The organism is Steroidobacter cummioxidans, from assembly GCF_003104955.1.
Map to the genome: position 1 here is coordinate 50,117 of NZ_LSRW01000050.1, position 20,236 is coordinate 70,352.

A 20,236-nucleotide genomic window follows, 5' to 3' on the forward strand; every position below is an offset into this window, starting at 1 on the left:
CGGCACTCAAATAGGTCGCTGCCCACCGACCGCTGCCTCACCATGAGGCAATCCCCAGCCCAGAATAACGGGAGGTTATACACACGCCGCACCTTTTCATCGCACTCCCCAAATGACGTTGGTTAGCTTGAGCACAGGGGTCAACACAAAAAAAGTTTGGGGAGTAATGTCGTGTCGAGAGCTACCGAGTCGATATCGTCCAGAAGCATGATTGCGCTGGCTGTTGTCGCCGCAATCGCCCATGCCCAAGCAGCGCACGCGCAAGAGGCCGCCGCGGCCGCGCCGCCGTTGGAAGAAATCACCGTGACGGGCAGCAGCATCAAGCGCGGCGACGACGCCGCGTTGCCGGTCACGATCGTCTCTCAGGAAGCGATGGAGCTGCGCGACGCCTCGACGCCCGTCGATCTGCTCACCGCCATGCCGGCGGTCGTCAACGTTCCCATCAACGATTCCAATCAAGGCGGCGTCAGCGCGCGCGGCGATATTGCTTCGGTGAATCTGCGCGGACTGGGCTCGGGCAACACGCTGGTGTTGCTGAACGGCCGCAGAGTCGCAGCACACGGTATCTCTTCGACTGAAGACGGTGTGCCGGCGATGTCGGTGAACGTGAACACGCTGCCGACGCGCGGTCTGGAGCGAGTAGACATCCTGCGTGACGGCGCATCAGCGGTGTACGGCTCCGACGCCGTTGCCGGTGTCATCAACTTCGTGACCGACAGCAGCTACGTCGGCAACGAAATGCAGGTGCAGACTGGCATCACCGAAATCGGCTCGGGGTCGGATTTTGGCGTCACGATCACGCACGGCAACTATGCCTTCGACGAGCGTCTGCACTGGATCTCGACATTCGACTATTTCTCGCGCGAGGAGCTGAAAACGTCGGACCTGCCGAATGCCGGCGACTCCGACAAGCGAGCGCTCGCACCGCCGGGCTTCGATGCCGCCAATGGCCCGTTCTTCGACCGCAATGCTTCCAGCGCATATCCATCGTTTCGCGTCGGCTCGAATCCCGCGACCCGCTACCTGACTCCGATGGAAGGCGGCGTCGTCGGCATCAAGAACAGCGCGCCGAGTCGCACCGGTGCCGAGCTGGGTTATTACTACGACGTGAACGCCGATGGCTATTCGGTCCCTGAAAGCGAGCGCTTCAACTGGTTCAACGCCCTCGACTTCAAGATCAACGATCGTCTGACTGCATTCGGTCATCTGGCGTTGTATCGCGCCACTTCGACCATGGTGCGCCCGCCGGTCGCGTACGGCATCAATTCCGACGCGCCGCTGATCGTGCCGATCGACAATCCTTACAACCCATTCGGTTCACGCTTCTATAGCCCGACGGGTGCGCCGAATGCGGACGGCACCGAGCGCCTGGTGGGCACGCCGCAATCGGTCACGATCGTTTCCAAACGGTTCACTGACATCGGTGCCGAGACCATCGACATCGAAACGACCGCGGTGACGGCGACCGCCGGACTGCGAGGCGATATCGCGCCAGGCTGGACGTGGGAAACAGGCGCCGTGTATTCGCGAGCGCAGACCAAAGACGACTCGCTGAATGCCGTGCGTGAAAGCGCGTTGCTCGCTCAGACGGCGCGTACGGACAGCAGTGCGTACAACCCATTTGGATATAACTTCGCGGTTCAGAACGGCCAGGTCGTCGCGACTACGCCGTACACCAATCCCGACTCGGTCACGTCGCCCTTCGTGCAGAAGTTCCATCAGGAAGGCCGGAACATCCTCGGCAGCATCGATGCCCGCGTCAATGGCGAGCTGTGGGATCTCGGCGGCGGTCCGATCGCGATTGCCTTCGGCGCCGAGCATCGCTGGGACGATTACGAGCTGGTGCGCCCGCAATTCCACGGCATGAACGGCGTCAACGATCTGGGCCTGAATCCGCTGAACAACGATTTCGTGCAGGCCTCCGCGGCGGGCGACGTGATCGGCGATCGCACGGTGCTCGCGGCGTTTGCCGAAACCGTGATTCCAATCATCGGTCCGGCCAACGCGTTCCCGGGCGCCCAGCGTCTGCAATTCGGTGCTTCGGTTCGCTACGAGGACTACAGCGATTTCGGTGACACGACCAATCCCAAGTTCACGCTCGACTGGCGGCCGATCGAGCCGTTGATGATTCGTGCCTCGTACAACGAAGGTTTCCGCGCGCCGAACCTGAGCGTGATGAACTATCCGACGCGCTTCGTGGTCGGCTCGAGCTTCGATCCTTATCGCGGTCCGGTGACGGGCCTGCCGGTCGACGGTCAGTTCCAGCGCCAGACCGGCATTACCGGTAATCCGAACCTGGTGCCCGAGACGGCCGAAGGCCGCACGCTGGGCTTTGTGCTCGACGTGCCGTTCGTCGAGGGGCTGCGCATGTCGGTGGACTACTGGAAGATCGATCAGGAGAACCTGATCGCCAGCCCGATCGCAGACGAGATTCGCGCCAACGACGCGGCGATGCTGTTAGCGGCGACGCAAGCGGCGCTGGCTCGCGGCATTCCCTTCGACCAGATCGATCTGGGCAGCGGTACGGCCGGCTACGCCGGCGATCCGCTGATCCAGCGATCGCAGACCATCACCGCCGACGATCGCGCGTTCTTCGCGGCGTACAACGCCACTCGTCCGCAATCGCAGTGGCTGGCACCGGTCGGCATCCTCGAGATCACCAACACGCCATATTCCAACCTGGCGAGTGCGACCATCGAAGGTTACGACTTCAACGTCACCTATAACTCGCCGCGCTTCTCGTGGGGCCGGATGCTGGTGACTGCGGATGCGACCTACCTGAACAAATTCGAGCGGCAGGCCGGGGCGAATGCGCCGGTCGAAACCCGCCTGGGCAAGAACGGCGCGACCAGGTGGCGCGGGGCGTTGAATCTGTCCTGGTCCAAAGACGATGTCTGGTCGGCAGGCATCAGCGCTTATTACATCGGCGAGTACGCCGATACCGGCGCCAGCATCAGCGCGGCGACTTACGAACAGCTGGGGCGGCCGAGTTACGTTTATCCGATCGACGGCGTGTATTTCCTGCGGGTGGAGGACACGGTCACGTTCAACGCTTTCGGTGCCTACACCTTCAAGCCTGCGAGTGACAGCTGGTTCAGCGATCTGAACGTGCGCGTCGGTGTGAAGAACCTTACCAACGAAGATGCGCCGCTCACTGCGGACTCCGCCGGCTACGACTCCTCCGTCTACAACAGCGTCGCCATGGGACGCGTCTGGACCCTGAGACTCACCAAGAGCTTCTAAATGAAAAACATCAATCGAATTGCCAAGGCAGTGTTACTGGGGTTGTTGGCCGCTCAGGCGGCGGATGCGGCGACGCCGTCGCGTCCGGCGCGGGGCTGGGAATCAGCCGCGGGTCAGGAAACGAAAACCGTGTTCGCCTTGACCGGCGACTCCATCATCAATCGACGGGTGTCGACGTTCCGTGCGCCGGGCGTCGACGATATGTGGGGCGTCATTCGTCAGGCCGATATCGCATTCACCAACTTCGAAACATTGATTCACGACTTCACCATCCCGGGTGCGCAGCAGAGCGGCGGCACTTACATGGGCTCGCCGCGGTTCATCACTGACGAGCTGGCATGGGCGGGCTTCGATCTGCTGGGCCTGGCGAACAATCACGTCAATGACTACGGCGTCGACGGCATGCGCAGCACTGTCGCGGCCTTGGCGAAGACCAATTTCGTCTATGCCGGTGTCGGCGAGAATCTCGCGCTGGCGCGCAAGCCGGGCTATCTGGATACGCCGAAGGGTAGAGTGGCGCTGATTTCCACTTCGTCCAGTTTCCCCGCACCGATCGTCGCGGGCGCGCAGCGTAAGGACATGCCCGGTCGACCCGGTCTGAATCCGCTGCGTCACACGATTACATACACCGTGCCGCAGGCGACATACGACACGCTCACGTCGCTGCGTGGCCCGGCGCGCTCGAATATGGGCGAGGCGGGCAGCGACAAGCTGGTGTTCGGCGGCGCCGAGTATGTGGTCGGCGATCAGGTCAAGATCAACTCGAAGGCAAATTCAACCGATCTGGCCGAGCTGCAGGCTAGCGTGCGCGATGCGGATCAACAGGCCGACTGGGTGGTTGTGAGCATCCATGCGCACGAGGCTGCGAGCCCGCAGGATCAGTGGATGCCGGCCGAGTTCGTGGTCGAGTTCGCGCACGCGATGATCGATGCGGGTGCGGACATGGTCGTGGGCCACGGTCCTCACATTCTGCGCGGCATCGAGGTCTACAAGGGCAAGCCGATCTTCTATTCGCTCGCGAACTTCATTTTCGAGAACGATCTGGTCGAGCTGCAGCCGGCCGACAACTACGAGAAGACCGGACTGAGCCACGATTCGCTGCCCAGCGATTACTTCAGCACGCGCTCCAAGAACGACACGGTCGGCTTCCCGGCCAATCGCAAGTACTGGCAGTCGGTGCTCGCGCAAGTGGTCTACGACAACGATCGCACGTTGCAGGAAATCCGCTTGCATCCGGTGTCGCTGGGTTTCGGCCAGCCTCGCAGCAAGCGCGGTCAGCCGTATCCGTCGCCGGCCGCTGAGGCCGAGCAGATCTTCAAGGATCTCTCGGAAGTCTCCGCGCCGTTCGGCACCACCGTCAGCTACAAGAACGGTGTCGGGACGCTCTCCTGGAAAAAGTGACGCGAAGATTCCATGAGTTTACCAGTGAGGCGCGAACGGTCGTTCGGCATCATCGGCGGCCTGTCGCCCATCGCGGACGCAGATCTGCTGTCGAAGCTGATCGAGGCCACCGAGCGACACGTCGATGCAGGTCAGTTCGAGATCGTGTTCGAGCAACGGCCGTTCGCGAGAAGCGACGGCCCGAGCGCCGCGGACACGGCGCGCATGCTGTACATCTTCAACAGGATCGACAGCTTCAGGGCGCGCGGCATCGGCACGGTGGTGCTGCCGTGCTTCCTGAGTCATACCTTCATGGAAGAGTTGAAGGAGAACTCGCCGCTGCCGATCGCCGACATGATCGAAGTGTTACGTCTGCACGTGCGCGGCATGATCCCTCAGCCGCGGCGCATCGGCGTGCTCACTTCGGCGCCACTGCGTGAGAGCGCTTTGTTCGAGCGCTATTTTCGGCCGCAGGAATTCGAACTGCTCTACGCGCGTCCGCGTGACGGAGTGGATCTGGTCACCGAGGCTGTCTACGGCAAGAGCGGCATCAAGAGCGGCAGCCGCAGCGGCTATTCCATCGAGCTGTTGCGCGACGCTTGCGCCGATTTGATCGCTCAGGGCGCGCAGTTGTTATTGCCTGGTGTTACCGAGCTCGCGCTCGTGGCGAACGAGTTGGCTCAAGTCCCGGTGCCGTTGCTCGATCCGCATCGAGTGTATGCACAACATCTCGTTGCGGATCCCGCGGCTGATGTGGAGCGGCCCTTCAAGCTCGGCGTCGTGGGCGGCGTCGGGCCGGCAGCGACGGTCGATTTCCTGGACAAGGTCGTGCGCAACACTCCTGCCAAGCGCGATCAGGATCATCTGCGCTTGCTGGTGGAACAGAATCCGCAGATCCCGGATCGCACCGAGCATCTGGTCGGCGACGGCATGGACCCGACGCTGGCGCTGTATGCGACGTGCAAAAAATTGCAGGCCGGCGAGGCGGATCTGATCGCCATTCCCTGCAATACCGCGCACGCCTTCGTCGAGGCGATTCAATCCGAGCTCGACATTCCCATCATGAACATGCTCACCGTCACGGTGAAGCACATCCGAGAAATGTTTCCAGCGCTGCGCAAAGTGGGCTTGCTTGCCACCAGCGGCACCATCTCCAGTGGCGTTTACAAGCGGGCGCTGGAAGATAACGGCCTGCAGGAGATTGTCCCGTCGGCGCCGCTGCAGGCGCGAGTGATGAATGCGATCTATGGACCGCAAGGCGTGAAGGCGGGCTTCACCAGTCCTGCGAGCGTTGCTGATGTCGATGCTGCGATCGATGAGCTGGCGACGCAAGGCGTCGAGGTCATCGTGCTTGGTTGCACCGAGTTGCCGCTGTTGCTGTCCGAGCCGGAGCGGGTCACCGCCAAGGGCAACCGCGTCACATTGGTCGATCCGACCGACATTCTTGCCAAGCGCTGCGTCTCCGCCGCGATGATGTGGTCGAGGCGCTGATGAACTCCAAGCGACTCACTACGTTGATCGTTGCCGGCCTCGTGCTCGGCGTTCTGCTCGGCTATGGCGTGCACGTCGGCGCGTCCGATGCCACAGCAACTCGTTTCGCGGATGGCATCGGCCTGCTGCCTTTCGCGTTCCTGCGACTCATCAAGATGATCATCGCGCCGCTGGTGTTTGCGACGCTGGTGGTCGGCATCGCCAAGATGGGTGACATCGCAACGGTGGGCCGCGTCGGCGGCAAGGCGCTGGCGTGGTTCGTCGGCGCTTCCCTGATCTCGTTGGTGCTCGGCCTCATCATTGTGCAGATTTTCGAGCCGGGGCGGGCGTTGAACCTGCCTTTGCCCAATGAAGGTGCAACCTCGGGCATGCAGGCCAGCGGCATGTCGTTGAAGGGGTTCATCGAGCACACGCTGCCAACCAGCGCCATCGACGCCATGGCGCGCAATGAAATCCTGCAGATCGTGGTGTTCTCGCTGTTTTTTGGCACGGCGATGGCGGCGCTGGGCGAGCGCAGTCGGCCGATTCTCGAGGCCTTGGACTCGTTGGCCCAAATCATGCTCAAGGTCACCGGGTACGTGATGCTGTTCGCGCCGCTGGCTGTGCTTGGCGCGCTGGCCAGCACGGTGGCGAAAGAGGGTTTGGGAATCATTGGCGTCTACGGTTTGTTCATCGGCGAGTTCTATCTGGGACTCGCGGTGCTGTGGGGAATCCTGGTTGCGCTCGGTGTGGTGTTCGTCGGCCCGGGCGTGTTGCGCCTGGTGCGTGGCATTCGCGGGCCGGTGTTGCTCGCGTTCTCCACTGCGAGCTCTGAAGCCGCGTATCCGCGCACGCTCGAAGAGCTCGAGCGCTTTGGATGCAGCAACCGCGTGGCGAGCTTCGTGCTGCCGGTCGGGTACTCGTTCAATCTCGACGGTTCGATGATGTATTGCACGTTCGCGATCATGTTCATCGCGCAGGCGTACGGCATCGAGGTGAGCATCGCGCAGCAAGTCACCATGATCGCGGTCCTGATGCTCACATCCAAAGGCATCGCCGGCGTGCCGCGCGCGTCACTGGTCGTCGTCGCAGCCGCACTCACTCAATTCAATTTGCCCGAGGCCGGCATGCTGCTGCTGCTGGGCATCGATCATTTCCTGGACATGGGCCGGTCGGCCACCAATGTCGTCGGCAACAGCATCGCGACCGCCGTGGTTTCCAAATGGGAAGGCGAGTTGCAAACCACGGCGGGCGTCGATCCTGAGTCGATGCAGCCGGATCTCGAAGCCGATGTGAGACGAAGCAATGCGTAGCGAAAGAGTCAGTCACGTGCACGTCGAAGTAAGACAACAAACTGGGGCGCAGTGGTCGAGCCGTGTCTCTACCGAGATCGGTAAGGCAGTGCTCGGTCAGCTCACCATCATCGAGCGGCTGCAGATCGCGCTGCTGACCGGCGGACACGTGCTGCTCGAAGGCATGCCCGGTCTCGCCAAGACCCTGCTGGTGAAGTCGTTGTCACAAGCGCTCGGTATGCAGTTCGAGCGCATTCAGTTCACGCCGGATCTGCTACCGAGCGACATCGTGGGCACGATGGTTTACTCGCCCGGCGACGGCCGCTTCTCGCCGCATCAGGGACCGATCTTCGCAAACCTGGTGCTCGCGGATGAAATCAATCGCGCGCCTGCGAAAGTGCAGAGCGCGTTACTCGAAGCGATGCAAGAGCGGCAGGTGACCCTCGGCGGTGTGACCTACCCACTGCCCAGTCCCTTCCTGGTCATGGCGACGCAGAATCCGGTGGAGCAGGAGGGCACGTATCCGTTGCCCGAAGCGCAGCTCGATCGTTTCCTGTTCAAGCTGCTGCTCGACTATCCGAGCGAGCTCGACGAGTTGCAGATGGTGCAGCGTTGGGGCTCGGTCACATCGCATCCGGAATTGGTAGCGGTGTCGAGTGGCGAAGAGCTCTTGCGTTTGCGAGCGGAGGTCGATCGCATCCACGTCGCGGAGTCTGTACAGGCGTACGTCGTCAAGCTCGTGCGTGCGACGCGTGCCATCGCATCCGGCTCACAGAAGACACTCGCGTACGGCGCCTCGCCACGTGCGTGCCTTGGTTTGTTCCAAGCCAGCAAGGCTCTGGCCTGGATGCGTGACGCGAGTTACGTGACGCCGGCATTGGTGCAGGAAGTCTTTGCGGATGTGATGCGTCATCGCGTCGGCCTGTCGTACGAAGCCGAGTCGCGCGGCCTGACCGCCGATCGCATTCTCAAAGACATTGTCGATCAGACAGCGGTGCCGGAGAGCGCTTCGCGCAGTGCCTGAAATGTCTGCAGCCGATCTCGATACTCGTGCGGTTTCGATGCCTTCGGCGCCGACGGCGCTGCTGCAGCGGCTGGAGTGGCGTGCGAGGCATGCGGTCAACACCACGGTTAGCGGCGAGTATCGCTCGGCGTTTCGTGGTCGTGGCATGGAGTTCGATCAAGTCGTCAAATACCAATGGGGCGACGATCCACGAGACATCGACTGGAACGTTACCGCTCGCTTGGGCGAGCCGTATCGCAAGCGCTTCGTCGAAGAGCGCGATCTCACGATCATGTTCATCTTCGAGGATTCGCCGGCGTTGCAGTTCGGCTCGGAAGGGCGCACGCGACGCGAGACGCTGTTGGAGACGGCTGCGCTACTCATGTTGATTAGCGCGATCAATCGAGATCGTGTCGGATTGCTGTATAGCGCGCCCGGTAAATCCTGGTTCCAGCGCGCATTGCCGGGCCGTAAAGGCATCATGAGGATCGCTTCGATGTTGCTCGATCAGCCGGCGCCGCCGCTGGACGGTCCGGCCACGTGCTCGCTGCCCTGGCCATTCATCAAGAAGAGCGCGACGCGCGGCAGTGTGTTGCTCTGGCTCGGTTCGTTCGCGCCACAAGGAATGCCGGAGCTGTGGCGTGAGTTGCAGCAGCGATATCAAGCCGTCGGTGTGCGAGCCGACGATCCTTGGGATGCCGAACTACCGCGTAACGCAAAGTTCTCGGCCTACGACCCGTTGGCCGGCCGGCTGACGCTGCTGAATACCGCATCGAGCGCAGAACGTGCGGCGCATGCTGCCTGGCGCGAGCGGCGTGAGGAGTACTTCCTCGAAATGTTTCCTCGCAGTGACGATCGGATGATCGTTAGCAATGCGCAGGATCCGCTGCAAAGCCTGATCGCATGGTTTCACCGCCATCGCCACGGTAGTGCTCGAGCTTGAGGCGGCGAACGTGAACATCTCCAGCGCGACCTTCCACGATCCTCTCTGGCTATTGCTGTTGTTGGCGCTGCCGGTCATCGTCTGGCTGCGCCGGCGGCGCAGTATCCCCGCGTTGGTCGTGCCCGGCGCCCACGAATGGCATTCGCCAAGCGCGACATCGTCAGCGCTGTGGCCGATCGTCTGTGCGTATATCGGCATCGCGCTGCTGGTCGTCGGCCTGGCGCGGCCGCAGGTGCTCGTTCCTTTGGAGGATCATCAGCGGCGCGGCTATGACTTCATGATCGCGATCGATCTGTCCACCAGCATGTACGCGGAGGATTTCCAGCGGGGCGCCCAGACAGTCAATCGGTTGCAGGCTGTCAAACCCATCATCTCCGCCTTCATCAATGAGCGTCCCGACGACCGTATCGGCATCGTCGTGTTCGGTGGCCGCGCTTATACGTTCGCGCCGCTGACGTTCGATCACGAATGGCTGCGCAAGCAAAGCGCACGCTTGTCCATCGGCTTGATCGAGGACGGCACCGCGATCGGCGACGCGATCGGAGTTTCGTTGCGTCGTCTGCGCGAGGGCAGGTCGGAGGGGCAGCCACGGCAGGGCTCGTTCATCGTGCTGCTGACGGACGGTTCGAGCAACAAGGGCTCGCTCGATCCGCGGCAAGCGGCGCGTCTGGCTGCCGACGAGGAAGTCGTCGTCTACACGATCGGCGCTGGTGCGGAAGGCTTGGTGCCGACACCCATCTTCGACTACGCGGGGAATCGTACCGGTACGGAAATGCGCGAGTCGGAGATCGACTCCCTGCTGTTGCGAGACGTTGCCGAGAGTACCGGCGGACTGTTCTTTCGCGCGACCGACGCCAACGCGGTTCGCGATGCGTTCGCTCGCATCGACGAGGCGCAGAAGATCGAGTTCGCAGCCTCGCCACCGCTGGTCAGTCGCGAGCTGTTCCATGTGTTTGCCCTCATCGGCGTCCTCTTGCTCGGGCTGGCGTCGTACGAGGCGCACTTTCGTGCCGCGCGCGAGCCGGCCGTGACATGAGCTCCAACCCTCTGCTTCCCATCACAACCACTCATACAGGAATCGAACCATGAAGATTTCGAGACGCGAGGTCCTGGCAGGCCTCGGTTTGGGGTCAGCCGCCGCTGCGCTGCCTTTGGCAGCGGGCGCTCAGAACGCCGCTCGCTCCAACGCGGCCACGCGCAAGATTCGCATCGCCTGCATGCATTTCTCGCACGAGACGGTGACCTTCCTCCCGTATGACACGACCACGCAAGACTTCATTTACGAAGGCTCGCCGGCGCGTGGCGAGGCGCTGTTGTCCGCCTCGCCAGAGGGTTACATGGGCGGCTTCGTCAAGGTCGCGCGCGAGCACGCAAACGTGGAGCTGGTCGGCATCGAGTCGCCGCTCGGTTCGAAGAAAGGCTCGGGCTCGGGCTGGATCACGAAAGAGGCGTTCGATCACTTCACCGAGCGCATGATCGCCGATCTGAAGGCGCAGGGGCCGTTCGACGGCGCGTATCTGTCGCTGCATGGTGCGATGGGTGTCCGCGATGTCGCCAAGCCCGAGGCGACGCTGGCTCGCCGTGTGCGCGAAGTGATCGGACCCAAGGGCTTCATTGCTGGCACGTTCGATCCGCACGGCAACGAGGACGATGAGTTCCTGCGTTACGCGAATCTCGCGTTCTGTATCAAGTACTACCCGCACTACGACGGCGCTCTGCAGGGCGAACGTGCGGCTCGCACGCTCATTCGCTGCATTCGTGGCGACTACAAGCCCACGACGGCGACCGCGAAGCCGCCCATCATCACGCCGTCGGTGCTGCAGTGGACCGGTCAGTCGCCGTGGATGGATCTGGTTCAGCGCGCGCTGGTCTGGGAAGCACGCGAGACCGACGTGTATGTGAGCTTCTACTACGGCTTTGCGTTCATGGATGCGGCCGACGCGGGCATGACGTTCCAGGTCATGACCAATGGCAATCCGGAGCTGGCGAAGCACGTTGCGGACGACATGGCGCAAACCGCCTGGCGTCTGCGCGACGAGCTGGTCCACGGCACCAAAGTTCATCGTCACAAAGAGGGCGTGGCGCTCGCCAAGGAAGCGATTCAGAAGGGCTCGGTGCCCTATGTGCTCGCCGATCATAGCGATCGCACCGGCGCCGCGACCTGGCTGCTCAAGGAGATCATCGATCAGAAGCTGAGCGGCTGCTTGATTGGGACCATCGCCGATGAAGATGCGATCAACGCACTGCGTAAGAAGGGCGTCAAGGTTGGCGATGACTTCGACATGGAGATTGGCGGCAAGCTCGATGTATCCGCCGGCAAGCCAGTGCGCGTCGTCGGCAAGGTGCATACAGTCAGCGGTGGCTTGAGCCGTGGCAGCAGCCAGGCCGGCGGGTCGCAGCTGTGGGTGAGCGTGAAGTTCGGCGACGGCAACGTGGTCGTGATCAGCCCGTATCTGAGTCAGATCGTGCAACCACAGTCGTTCACGCAGCTGGGCATCGATCCGAATACGTTCAAGGGATTCGCGATCAAGTCGCGCGTGCACTTCCGCCGTGGCTTCTACGACAGTGGCTATGCGAAGACCATCCTGCTGGTCGAACCGGACGACCCGTTCGTCGGCACCGTGCGCCTGGAGGCGCTGAACTACAAGTATCTCAAGCTCGACAAGTTCTATCCGTATGGGAAGAACGTGACTTATCCGCCGAAGACCTGAGCTGTAATTTGCAGTGTGCCGCGGTGGTTGTCACCGCGGCATGGGTTCGATACGTTCCCTGGCAAAAGACTCGAACCTATTTGACCTGCTGCAGATCGCTTTGGATGCGGCTGGCGGGTAGGTTCAGAGTGTCGTTGATCTGCATTGCGCGCTCAGCGGAGAGGGTGCCGCGCTTGATTCCCAAGGGAACGGTGCGAAGTGCGAGTTCGCGATACAACGCTCCAGCGGGTGTGGAGAGTGCGTCAAGGGCCGCGAGATGTTTGGTGACCGTGCCCACATCCCCGCGCGCGACACAGCCTCCCATTCCCTGAGCGAGTCCACCGTCGAGCACAGCAGCCAAGGTACCGCGCAGCAGAGGCACCATCGCTTTCAGTGCCTCAGCTTCGCTTGCGCCCATCCGCTGCCACAGTTGCGCGCCCTCATTCAGCAGTGCGATCAGGAAGGGTCCTACGTAATACGTCGAGGCGTGATAGATCGGTCGCACACCGGGCGCCACCGTGAAGGGCGCACAACCCACTGCCTTGGCCATCGCCTCCAGCTCGACCTGCAAGGGCGGGTCGGCTTCGATGCCCACGATGCAACCCGGCAACGTTCTGAGTGCAACCTCGGGGTTGGCAAACATCTGCATTGGATGAAAGCCACCCGTGGCAGCGCCTTTGGCCTTGGCGGAGTCGAGGGCTGCAACCTCCGTGACGCCACTGCAATGAACTACGCGATGATGAGCTCGCCAAGGCAGATCGCGACACATAGCGGCGATTGCGTCATCGCTGACGGTGATAAAGATCGTATTGCAAGCATCGAGGACGAAGTCTGGTTGCAGCATCACCTGGGCAGTGGGGGTCTGCTGATGCAGCAACTGAGCAGATTCTGGGGTTCGACTGTAAACGGCAACGACTGAGAGGCCTGCTCGTGTAAATGCCTGGGCCAACGTCTGTGCGACACGACCGGCACCCAAGAAGCCGATGCGTAGGGGAGGCGTGGTCCTCATAGCGTTCTCTTGGAAACGAGTTTCAGTTTGGGCGCGGCATGTCGAAAGAGCATTCGCGCGGCAAGGCTCGCAATCGACTGAGCAATGGCCTTGGCGGCGCGCGTATCGGACCCTGCCTCTGGGGCCAGTGGTCCTACGAGCCCTTCCATGAACGCGCCGGTCACGCATGAGGCAGCGAGATTCGCGTCGATCTCGATGAATTCGCCGCTCGCGATCCCTTGTGTGACCAGGCGTCCGATCTGCGCGGCAAGTGCCTCGCGGTACTTCAGCCGTGCCACATCAATCTCCGGTTCGCAGGGTTCGGCGATGAGCGCATAGGCAAGGCGCCGACTGCGCAGTGCCCGATTCGAGAAAACATATATCGCATCGACCAGGCGCTGAGCGGCGGACCCTTCAGAATCCACTATAGCGGCCACCACATCGATCTCACGCTGGGAGACTCGCGCCAGCACTTGGGCATAGAGATCGGCTTTCGAGTCGAAGTAGCGATACACGCTGCCGGTGGCTACCTCCGCTCGTGCGGCGATCGAGGCGATCTGTGCCTCCTGCCACCCGCTCAGCGCGACTGCCTCGCGGGCTGCGTCCAGAATGCGCGCTTTGGTTGCGTTCAAGCGATCGATCTGAGCACTTGCTTTGGTCATTGGCGAATATCGATTCAGGAAGAATGAATAATAATTCATCCTGTCCTGACAGTGCCTGCACTGTCAAGCTCTCCGTTGCGCGGCGACCTTGTCGCGCATCCCTGATCGCAGGACTTAGATGTCCGCGATGTCTGTGCTCTACTGGGGGCGCAGATTGCGCAACTCTGACCGAGCCCTTTGCACGCAGCAGGAAGGCGACGTACTGTTTTTGCGTGCCGGAGCTCAGGTCACCCCATTCAAGGAGCAGAATGATGCGTGCGGCTTTCCTTGCAGCCTGTCTGTTCGCTACAGCGGTTTACCCATCGGTTAGCCGATCCACGGAACCGCCGAGACCTGCATTACCCGATGACGGCTTCCTAAGAGACCCTGTTCCAATCACGAGGCCGGCGCTCCAGGAGCGGGTAGGTGCGGAACTGCTGCAACGGCAGTATCAGGCATTAGAGCGAATGGCTGGTGTCCAGGTGCAGTACGCGCCGAACGGCACGGTGCGCCACTTGTCGGCACGAACAGGAGTTTTCGTAAACAGTTCGGACTGGAAAAAGGGCATGACAGCGCCGGCAGAGTTGCTGGAACGAATCGGCCCGGTGCTGTTCGCTGCCGGGGAGGAATCGCTGCGTATTCGCTATATCGACCGTGATCCGCCTCGTCCGGGCACCAAGTCATTTGGCATCGTCGTGCGCTTCGTTCAGTACATCCACGACCGGCCGGTCCGCTCCTCAGCTGTCAACATCGCGATCGACCCCGATAGCGGTGAGGTGACTTGGATCACCAGCAATTTCTTGCCTGATCGGGGACTGGCTCGCGAGCCAAAAATTGCGATGGACGTAGCCCGCCAGGCGCTGCTGGCAGAGCTGGCGAACAACAAACAAAGTCCGCAAGACATTCAATTTCTCGACGAGCCCGCGCTCGCGTACAGCTTCGAGGAGTACGTGAACGGTGAGCCGGCGGGTGGAGGTCGGCTTGTCTGGGTTGTGCCCTATACGAGTCCCGGTGAAACCTGGGAAGCCGAGGTCGATGCGCTCGATGGCAAGGTCCTCAGTATCCAGCGCTTGACTCGGCATGCCCTCAATCAGCAGGTCGACCCGGCCGGTTAAAGCTGTTCGAGCAGCCGCACGTTTTTGGACATCCAGTTTCCATAAGTGGGTCAATCCATGTGTGCATGGACGGCTCATGTATCAATTCTCATTGTTGTGCGTAGACTGACGGGAGAGTCGCGCTCCAGGTTATTTAGTGCGCGCGGCTCTCGGTGCGCTGGCGCGCAAGAGGGAGTGAGCGCAGATGCTGAAGGCAATCCTGTTTGGTGCGGTTACGGCGACGGTCCTGGCATACGCGTCCATTGCCTTACACGAGCACGGGGCATATCAAGGCACGGCGAGCGCGTGGCTAACCGTCGTTTCCACTCCAATTCTGACGATCGCGAGTTTGTTGCCGGGGTTCGTTGCGGGCTGGCTAGCGGGAAAGCGCGGCATGCTTGCAGGATTTCTGGCCAGTCTGCTGGGTAATATCGTTTACTCAGGCGTGTTCGGAACCTTCTGGAGCTCAGTTCTTGAAGATGGCATGTCTGGTGTCTTCCACAGTGCGCTGTGGTTGTGCTTTACGGCTGTCTCGTGGGGGGTGTACGGAGCGGCGTCGGGGGCAGCAGGGCAGCTGCTACGCTCTAACAAGGCGCTGCGGGACGGCGCGCGAAACGTCGTGTGCAATGAGGCCTAACATCCGCTTGGAATTGGCGTCGAGGACGAGTTCAGGCTTCGAGAAGCAGGGACTCAAAGGTATCCAGGAGCTCTTATAGAATGGCTGATGTTAGAACGCAAAATACCATGTCGTACTCAATCAACATTGCCCGAGAACGATTCTCCTTGTGGGCCGCATGTCGTGCCGCGCAAGCGGGCTCTGCGAAAGCGAAGCGTTCGGAGCTCATTGCCGCTCTGGAAGCCTGCGGAGTGATCGAGTTCTTGCGAGACGCCGAGAACCATTCGATCTCAATTGAACGCTACGATCGAGAGTACGAAAAGTGGGTGATTGGCGTTCAGAGCCATCTGGAGCAGGTCGTAAAGAAGCCTGTGATGTTCGGCGTGGCCGCAAAACTCGTTTCGACGTACCTGAAGAGCGTATTTCTACTGGGTGGCTTTCATGACACGCCGCTGAGCCATCATCTAACTCCGCCTGTCGACAGCATTCTTCTCAAGGGATTGGATGACGCGCACGGTACCAATCTGACCTCAACCTACAAATGGCAGAAGCTGACCCGACAGGATTACCTGGAGCTACTGGTCACCCTGCGGAAGTTTGGCGGCAGTGGTCCGGTCTGGCACCTGGAGCAGTATTGGAAGCCATGAGAATGCGTTCCCGAGAACATATGAGATACGCTTTAGCTCTATTGATGGGGCTGTACTCGGTCGTCGCATTTGCCACCTTGCCACTGCAAGCCACGCTCGAGCAACTTGCGAGCGACAGCGATCACATTCTCGCAGGTCATGTGATAGGCGTTGACATGATCGATGCGGACGGAAATGAGATGCTGGACGAGAAGGCAATGACTGGGCCAGGTCTGCGCAATACCATCCGCCTGATCGTCAAGGTGGATGAGGTGTTCTTCTCGCGGGCCAATGTGGTGCCGGATGTGATCCGCGTTCCTCTGGATCCGATGATGCACTTCAGCCTGGGGCAGATTCGAGAAGCTCATCGGGAGCCGTCCGAAAAGAGGCTCGTGATACTCAAAGGAGGGGGCTTTGAGCCGATCGTACCCGGGCGGTTCTTTCGTGAGCTGTCTGATACGCAGGAGGCCCTGGAGATTCGCGCCAGGGCTCAGGGCTCGGACAGAACAATGGAGCCGATGCGGTGAATCCGGGATCGCAGCGTTGGGGGCAGGCATGAAAGTCATTTTCGTCGTCGTTATTGTCATTCTGGTTGTCATCTGGGCTCGTGCAGCTCAAAGGCGGCGTCGAGATGAGACGTCATCGGGTAGCGGCGGCGATGGTGGCACGACGGTGGGTTCATCCTCGTCATCCGACTGCGCCAGTTTCGATGGCGGTGGTGATTGCGGCGGTGGAGACGGTGGTGGCGGCGGTGGGGATTGACGGATATGGAGCAGCAAATCCCGGTGCGCATCGTTGCCGTCCCTTGCGGCGATCGAGCGGCGGAGTCAAGAGTTCGGGCGATGGCGCACTTCGCATAGCCGTGCGAAGACGCAATCGGCTGATGGCTGGCGTTAGCGGTACAGATGAGGAATCTCGATGGTTCGGTCACTTGAGAATCTGGCGCAGTTTTTAAAAGACAACCGGCGACCGTTCATGCTGGTGGCGCTTGTGCCAGCAGTCATCGGCATTGGCACCGATCGGCTCATCGGCGGTCCTGTCGCTCAGTTCGCTGGAAGGTTACAGTTTATAGGCCTGATCTCGTACTTCTGGTGTGCATTCACAATGCTGCTGTTCATGAGTTATAGCCAGCGAGTCGACAGTATTCTACGTAGCCCAGCGATCGAATCTTTGCGTGTTTTGATTTTTGTTCTCTACAGCGCACTTGCGCTGTTTAGCATAGTGTTCACTCTCGTCGTCGAACTTCCTCGCAGCAGCTGAGATAGATGAAACCTGAGGTCTATTGGATCCGTGACATTGAGCCGCTTAGGCTGGCGGTGATGCCGCGGCCGCGCGGTGGGGAATGGCTCGAGGACGAGATTTCGGGGTGGCGGCAGGTGGGCGTCGATGTTGTGGTCAGCTTGCTGCATCGATACGAAGCCGAAGAGCTCGGGATCTCGCAGGAAGAGTCGATGTGCGACAGCAATGGAATTCGCTATCGTTCTTTCCCGATCGCAGACCGGGGTACGCCGGAATCGGCGGCGGAGTTCTTCGCTCTCGCGGACGAAGTTGCAGCATCTGTCAAAGAGGGCTTGGCGGTCGCCGTTCATTGCCGCGCTGGCATCGGCCGATCGGGATTGTTGGCCGGCTCCGTTCTACTCAGGCTCGGAGTCCCGGCGTCGGACGTCTTTGCCATGGTCTCCAGGGCGCGCGGACTGACCGTGCCGGACACATCTGAGCAGGTGGAGTGGTTTCATTCCATAGCCGCGCGCAAACCCCGCACGCTTCTGGAGTCGGAACTGACCTGCCCGCACTGTGGGTTTGTGTCGATCGAGGTGATGCCCACCAATGCGTGCATCTATTTTCATGAGTGTGCCGGGTGCAAAACATTGCTTAAACCGAAACCGGGAGACTGCTGCGTCTTCTGTTCGTATGGCTCCGTAAAATGCCCGCCAATCCAAGAGGCGCGCGACTGCTGCTCGAAGGGAAACGCATGAGAGTCGCTCGCGACGATTCCGCGACTCACTGGTCGGTGGAGGCGGGCACACAGGGTTGGGCTTCATGAGCAGCAGGAGCGCATTGCTGTGGGCTTTGGCCAGCTCGTTGCTGGGTGTGCCGGCCGTTTTCGCACTTGTCTATGAACTCGGCTACGGATCCGTCTTTCCGTCAAACTGGGATTTGGCGTTGCTCGGCGGGTTCATTCTTGCGGGAGCGGCGATGATCTATCGGCTGCCGTTGAGTAGCCTTGGGGCCCGACTCGCAGCCAGCTCTGCTTATGCCGTCGTAATGACCGGCGTGCTCCTTTTTGCGGCTTTAGGCGTTGCATGTGGCAATGGCAACTGCCTGTAGCTATCCGCCGCGGCACGGCCTCGATACGCTCAGAGCAAATCCTCGATGCGGATCGGCAAGTTGGTGTGCAGGTCATCATTGGCTGGGGCAACGACGTTTTCGGCGCGGAAGCGTTCAGGGCGCTAGACGGGCAGATGAAGGGCTTCTTCGACGACAACCCGGTCGGGCTGCTCTCCGGTTCGTCCGGTCCGAGTTTCAACAAGCCGGACATTCAGCAGTCCGGCCCGCCGGCGGTGTATGCTGCTCCTCCCGAGTCTTGAGGTGAGCGCGAGATGCGCTGGCGACATGAAGAGGCGCGCGCCACTGCTGGAAATCATCGTGTGCCTCGGCCCCATGTTTGTTTTTTGGCCGCCGGCGCTCGTTCTGATTCCTCATCAGATCATGCTCGCATTTCGCGATGGCTACTGGAGCGCGCTCTGGACAGTGACCTGGTATCTGGGAATCGTCGCCCTCGCCGTGGCGGTGAGGGCGATGTATGTCTACATCAGGGGCGACGGTCGCAAACCCTTTCCCACGCTCGTGGTGCAGCTTTGTCTCATCTTCGGTCTGATCGCGATTGCGATCGGACCCGCCGGAGCGCTTGTGGTCGCGGGCACGACTTCCCTTGCGGGGTGGATTTTCTTTGTGCTACTGCCGCTCGCATGCGTCGGTCGCCTCGTCGTCGGCGCGAAGGGCTACGTGCTGGGCTGATCCTCATCACGATTCGTTGGCCGCGAAAGTTTTCGACAGTGGCTGCGTGAGCAAAATCCCTCACAGGACGTTCAACCCATCACAAGCGACCAGGAAGTGACATATGAAGGTATTCCACAGAGCTGCACTCGCATCTCTCTGCGTGCTCGCCTTGTCGGATGCACAGGCAGCGTTGCTCGCGAACGCCGGGCAGGTTACCGGTTTGCGTGTTGAGGGGCCGTACGCCTTTATCACTATGGCCCAATCCCTCGGTCCCAATTGCGGTAACCGATACTGGTTGGATGTGAATTCAGCGAACGGCAAGGCGGCTTATGCCACCGCGATGATGGCATTCTCGATGGACCTCACTGTCCACCTCCGGGTGGACGATGCAGGCGCTCGAGTATTTGGCGAGTGTGGATTGTGGGATATCTTCGTCTCGAAGTGAGTGCGTCCGCTCTTGCCTGTGGACAGCTAGCGCCCCGCGTACAACGGCATCAACGAGGGGCGCGCTCCGCTCGTGCTCGACTACGCCTCGGTCGGTTCAGCCCCGGGGTGTCGGCGCGAAGTGGCTCCAGATTGCCTCTCATCGCAGCCGAACCGCCAACGATGATGTCCGCCATAGGCACGATCGTTTGTACATCCCGAGTTGAGAGCACATTCTTTTTCGGGCGAGCGTGCCCTATGGCGCGAACGAAGAATCAGAGGCGGTTTCCGAGGTCTACCCAATCGATCCTTGGCACGCTTCCCATCGGAGTGGAGATACAGCCGTTCGTTCCGATCCGAACCTGCTCACCCGATGATTTCGCTGCCGTCAAAACCGCCAGAATGTACTTTGTGAGTTCGTCGGAAGTCGGCGAGTACACGTAGGTGCTATTGCAGGGTGACCCTGGCTCGAACACAGGAGCGCCTGCGAGCTGAACGAGAATGCCCTGCCAGGATTTGTTGACGTTGACAACCTGCACCGTGCCGACGATTTCGGAGTTCGCTAGAGCATTCGTTGCAAACATCGTGGCACATGTCATCGCTGCGAAGATCGATACTTTCATCTGTCCGTCCTTATAAGTATTGCTTCCGCCCAATTGCCAACAAGGCTACGCGACCGCGGGGCGCTGTCAATATCCTGGAACGAGTTCAGGTGTTCGATAAATCAGACTATGCCGAGATGGATGCACACCTGCGGACTCAACTGCAAAGTCCGCCCAATCTTGGCGAATTGGTATTCTGCCGCGGTGTGCGGCAGAGGCTAAATC

22 protein-coding genes and 2 pseudogenes are annotated in these 20,236 nt (G+C 60.8%); 20 read left to right on the forward strand and 4 right to left on the reverse strand.

Going from position 1 to position 20,236, the window contains the following annotated elements; translation table 11 throughout:
• Positions 1–171 precede the first annotated feature (171 nt).
• From D0550_RS22745 to D0550_RS22780, 8 genes are all read left to right on the forward strand, one after another.
• Positions 172–3,243: a TonB-dependent receptor domain-containing protein gene (locus tag D0550_RS22745; protein WP_153067281.1), complete on the forward strand. Its 3,072-nt coding sequence runs from the start codon at positions 172–174 to the stop codon at positions 3,241–3,243.
• A complete protein-coding gene (locus D0550_RS22750) occupies positions 3,244–4,644 on the forward strand; it encodes a CapA family protein (protein WP_116811484.1) in 1,401 nt (466 codons plus the stop codon).
• 12 nt (positions 4,645–4,656) lie between these two features.
• A complete protein-coding gene (gene cuyB / locus D0550_RS22755) occupies positions 4,657–6,114 on the forward strand; it encodes a cysteate racemase (protein ID WP_116811485.1) in 1,458 nt (485 codons plus the stop codon).
• Positions 6,114–7,406: a dicarboxylate/amino acid:cation symporter gene (locus tag D0550_RS22760; RefSeq protein ID WP_116811559.1), complete on the forward strand. Its 1,293-nt coding sequence runs from the start codon at positions 6,114–6,116 to the stop codon at positions 7,404–7,406. Before cuyB ends, D0550_RS22760 begins: the two co-directional genes overlap by 1 nt.
• On the forward strand, positions 7,399–8,409 hold the full coding sequence (locus tag D0550_RS22765; RefSeq protein ID WP_116811486.1) for an AAA family ATPase: 1,011 nt from the start codon (positions 7,399–7,401) through the stop codon (positions 8,407–8,409). Before D0550_RS22760 ends, D0550_RS22765 begins: the two co-directional genes overlap by 8 nt.
• A 1-nt stretch (position 8,410) precedes the next feature.
• Positions 8,411–9,331 carry a DUF58 domain-containing protein gene (locus D0550_RS22770; RefSeq protein ID WP_116811487.1) on the forward strand — a complete coding sequence of 307 codons (921 nt, stop codon included), beginning with the start codon at positions 8,411–8,413 and terminating at the stop codon, positions 9,329–9,331.
• A 10-nt stretch (positions 9,332–9,341) separates the two neighbouring features.
• On the forward strand, positions 9,342–10,367 hold the full coding sequence (locus tag D0550_RS22775) for a VWA domain-containing protein (protein ID WP_241520887.1): 1,026 nt from the start codon (positions 9,342–9,344) through the stop codon (positions 10,365–10,367).
• A gap of 181 nt (positions 10,368–10,548) precedes the next feature.
• On the forward strand, positions 10,549–12,042 hold the full coding sequence (locus D0550_RS22780; RefSeq protein ID WP_414717329.1) for a M81 family metallopeptidase: 1,494 nt from the start codon (positions 10,549–10,551) through the stop codon (positions 12,040–12,042).
• Between the two features lie 76 nt (positions 12,043–12,118).
• Here D0550_RS22780 and D0550_RS36055 read toward each other — a convergent pair whose 3' ends face one another.
• The 3 genes and pseudogenes from D0550_RS36055 to D0550_RS22790 form a co-directional block, all read right to left on the reverse strand.
• Positions 12,119–12,670: a DUF2520 domain-containing protein gene (locus D0550_RS36055; protein WP_241520888.1), complete on the reverse strand. Its 552-nt coding sequence runs from the start codon at positions 12,668–12,670 to the stop codon at positions 12,119–12,121.
• Positions 12,671–12,730: 60 nt separating this feature from the next.
• Positions 12,731–13,030: pseudogene (locus D0550_RS36925) on the reverse strand (NAD(P)-binding domain-containing protein); the annotation flags it as partial.
• Positions 13,027–13,671, reverse strand: a complete 645-nt coding sequence (locus D0550_RS22790; RefSeq protein ID WP_116811561.1) for a TetR/AcrR family transcriptional regulator — start codon at positions 13,669–13,671, stop codon at positions 13,027–13,029. The gene D0550_RS22790 and the pseudogene D0550_RS36925, both read right to left, overlap by 4 nt.
• Positions 13,672–13,919: 248 nt before the next feature.
• Here D0550_RS22790 and D0550_RS34660 point away from each other — a divergent pair, with 248 nt between their 5' ends.
• The 12 genes and pseudogenes from D0550_RS34660 to D0550_RS22845 all read left to right on the forward strand — a co-directional run bounded on the left by D0550_RS34660 (position 13,920) and on the right by D0550_RS22845 (position 19,431).
• Positions 13,920–14,765, forward strand: coding sequence for a PepSY domain-containing protein (locus tag D0550_RS34660; RefSeq protein WP_153067282.1), 846 nt, complete (start codon positions 13,920–13,922; stop codon positions 14,763–14,765).
• A 184-nt stretch (positions 14,766–14,949) separates the two neighbouring features.
• Entirely contained in the window at positions 14,950–15,381 is a 432-nt protein-coding gene (locus D0550_RS22800; protein WP_116811491.1) for a hypothetical protein, read from the forward strand.
• Between the two features lie 80 nt (positions 15,382–15,461).
• Complete coding sequence (locus D0550_RS22805) at positions 15,462–16,007, forward strand: hypothetical protein (protein ID WP_153067283.1); 546 nt, start codon at positions 15,462–15,464, stop codon at positions 16,005–16,007.
• Complete coding sequence (locus tag D0550_RS22810) at positions 16,004–16,513, forward strand: hypothetical protein (protein ID WP_161965991.1); 510 nt, start codon at positions 16,004–16,006, stop codon at positions 16,511–16,513. The genes D0550_RS22805 and D0550_RS22810 overlap by 4 nt, the downstream gene beginning before the upstream one ends.
• A gap of 28 nt (positions 16,514–16,541) precedes the next feature.
• The gene (locus D0550_RS22815) at positions 16,542–16,748 is read left to right on the forward strand and encodes a hypothetical protein (RefSeq protein WP_116811494.1); all 207 of its coding nucleotides are present in this window, start codon (positions 16,542–16,544) and stop codon (positions 16,746–16,748) included.
• A gap of 156 nt (positions 16,749–16,904) precedes the next feature.
• The gene (locus D0550_RS22820; protein ID WP_116811495.1) at positions 16,905–17,246 is read left to right on the forward strand and encodes a hypothetical protein; all 342 of its coding nucleotides are present in this window, start codon (positions 16,905–16,907) and stop codon (positions 17,244–17,246) included.
• A 5-nt stretch (positions 17,247–17,251) separates the two neighbouring features.
• Positions 17,252–17,647, forward strand: a pseudogene (locus tag D0550_RS36675) (phosphatase domain-containing putative toxin); the annotation flags it as partial.
• Positions 17,648–17,725: 78 nt separating this feature from the next.
• Positions 17,726–17,962: a GDCCVxC domain-containing (seleno)protein gene (locus D0550_RS36680; protein WP_322109750.1), complete on the forward strand. Its 237-nt coding sequence runs from the start codon at positions 17,726–17,728 to the stop codon at positions 17,960–17,962.
• 64 nt (positions 17,963–18,026) lie between these two features.
• Positions 18,027–18,314, forward strand: a complete 288-nt coding sequence (locus tag D0550_RS22830; RefSeq protein ID WP_153067284.1) for a hypothetical protein — start codon at positions 18,027–18,029, stop codon at positions 18,312–18,314.
• Positions 18,290–18,574 (forward strand): hypothetical protein, encoded by a 285-nt coding sequence (locus D0550_RS22835; protein WP_116811498.1) that lies wholly within the window; start codon positions 18,290–18,292, stop codon positions 18,572–18,574. The genes D0550_RS22830 and D0550_RS22835 overlap by 25 nt, the downstream gene beginning before the upstream one ends.
• A gap of 25 nt (positions 18,575–18,599) precedes the next feature.
• Entirely contained in the window at positions 18,600–19,004 is a 405-nt protein-coding gene (locus tag D0550_RS22840; RefSeq protein WP_116811499.1) for a hypothetical protein, read from the forward strand.
• Between the two features lie 103 nt (positions 19,005–19,107).
• Positions 19,108–19,431: a hypothetical protein gene (locus tag D0550_RS22845; RefSeq protein ID WP_116811500.1), complete on the forward strand. Its 324-nt coding sequence runs from the start codon at positions 19,108–19,110 to the stop codon at positions 19,429–19,431.
• 253 nt (positions 19,432–19,684) lie between these two features.
• Here D0550_RS22845 and D0550_RS22850 read toward each other — a convergent pair whose 3' ends face one another.
• Complete coding sequence (locus D0550_RS22850; RefSeq protein WP_153067285.1) at positions 19,685–20,032, reverse strand: hypothetical protein; 348 nt, start codon at positions 20,030–20,032, stop codon at positions 19,685–19,687.
• Positions 20,033–20,236 lie beyond the last annotated feature (204 nt).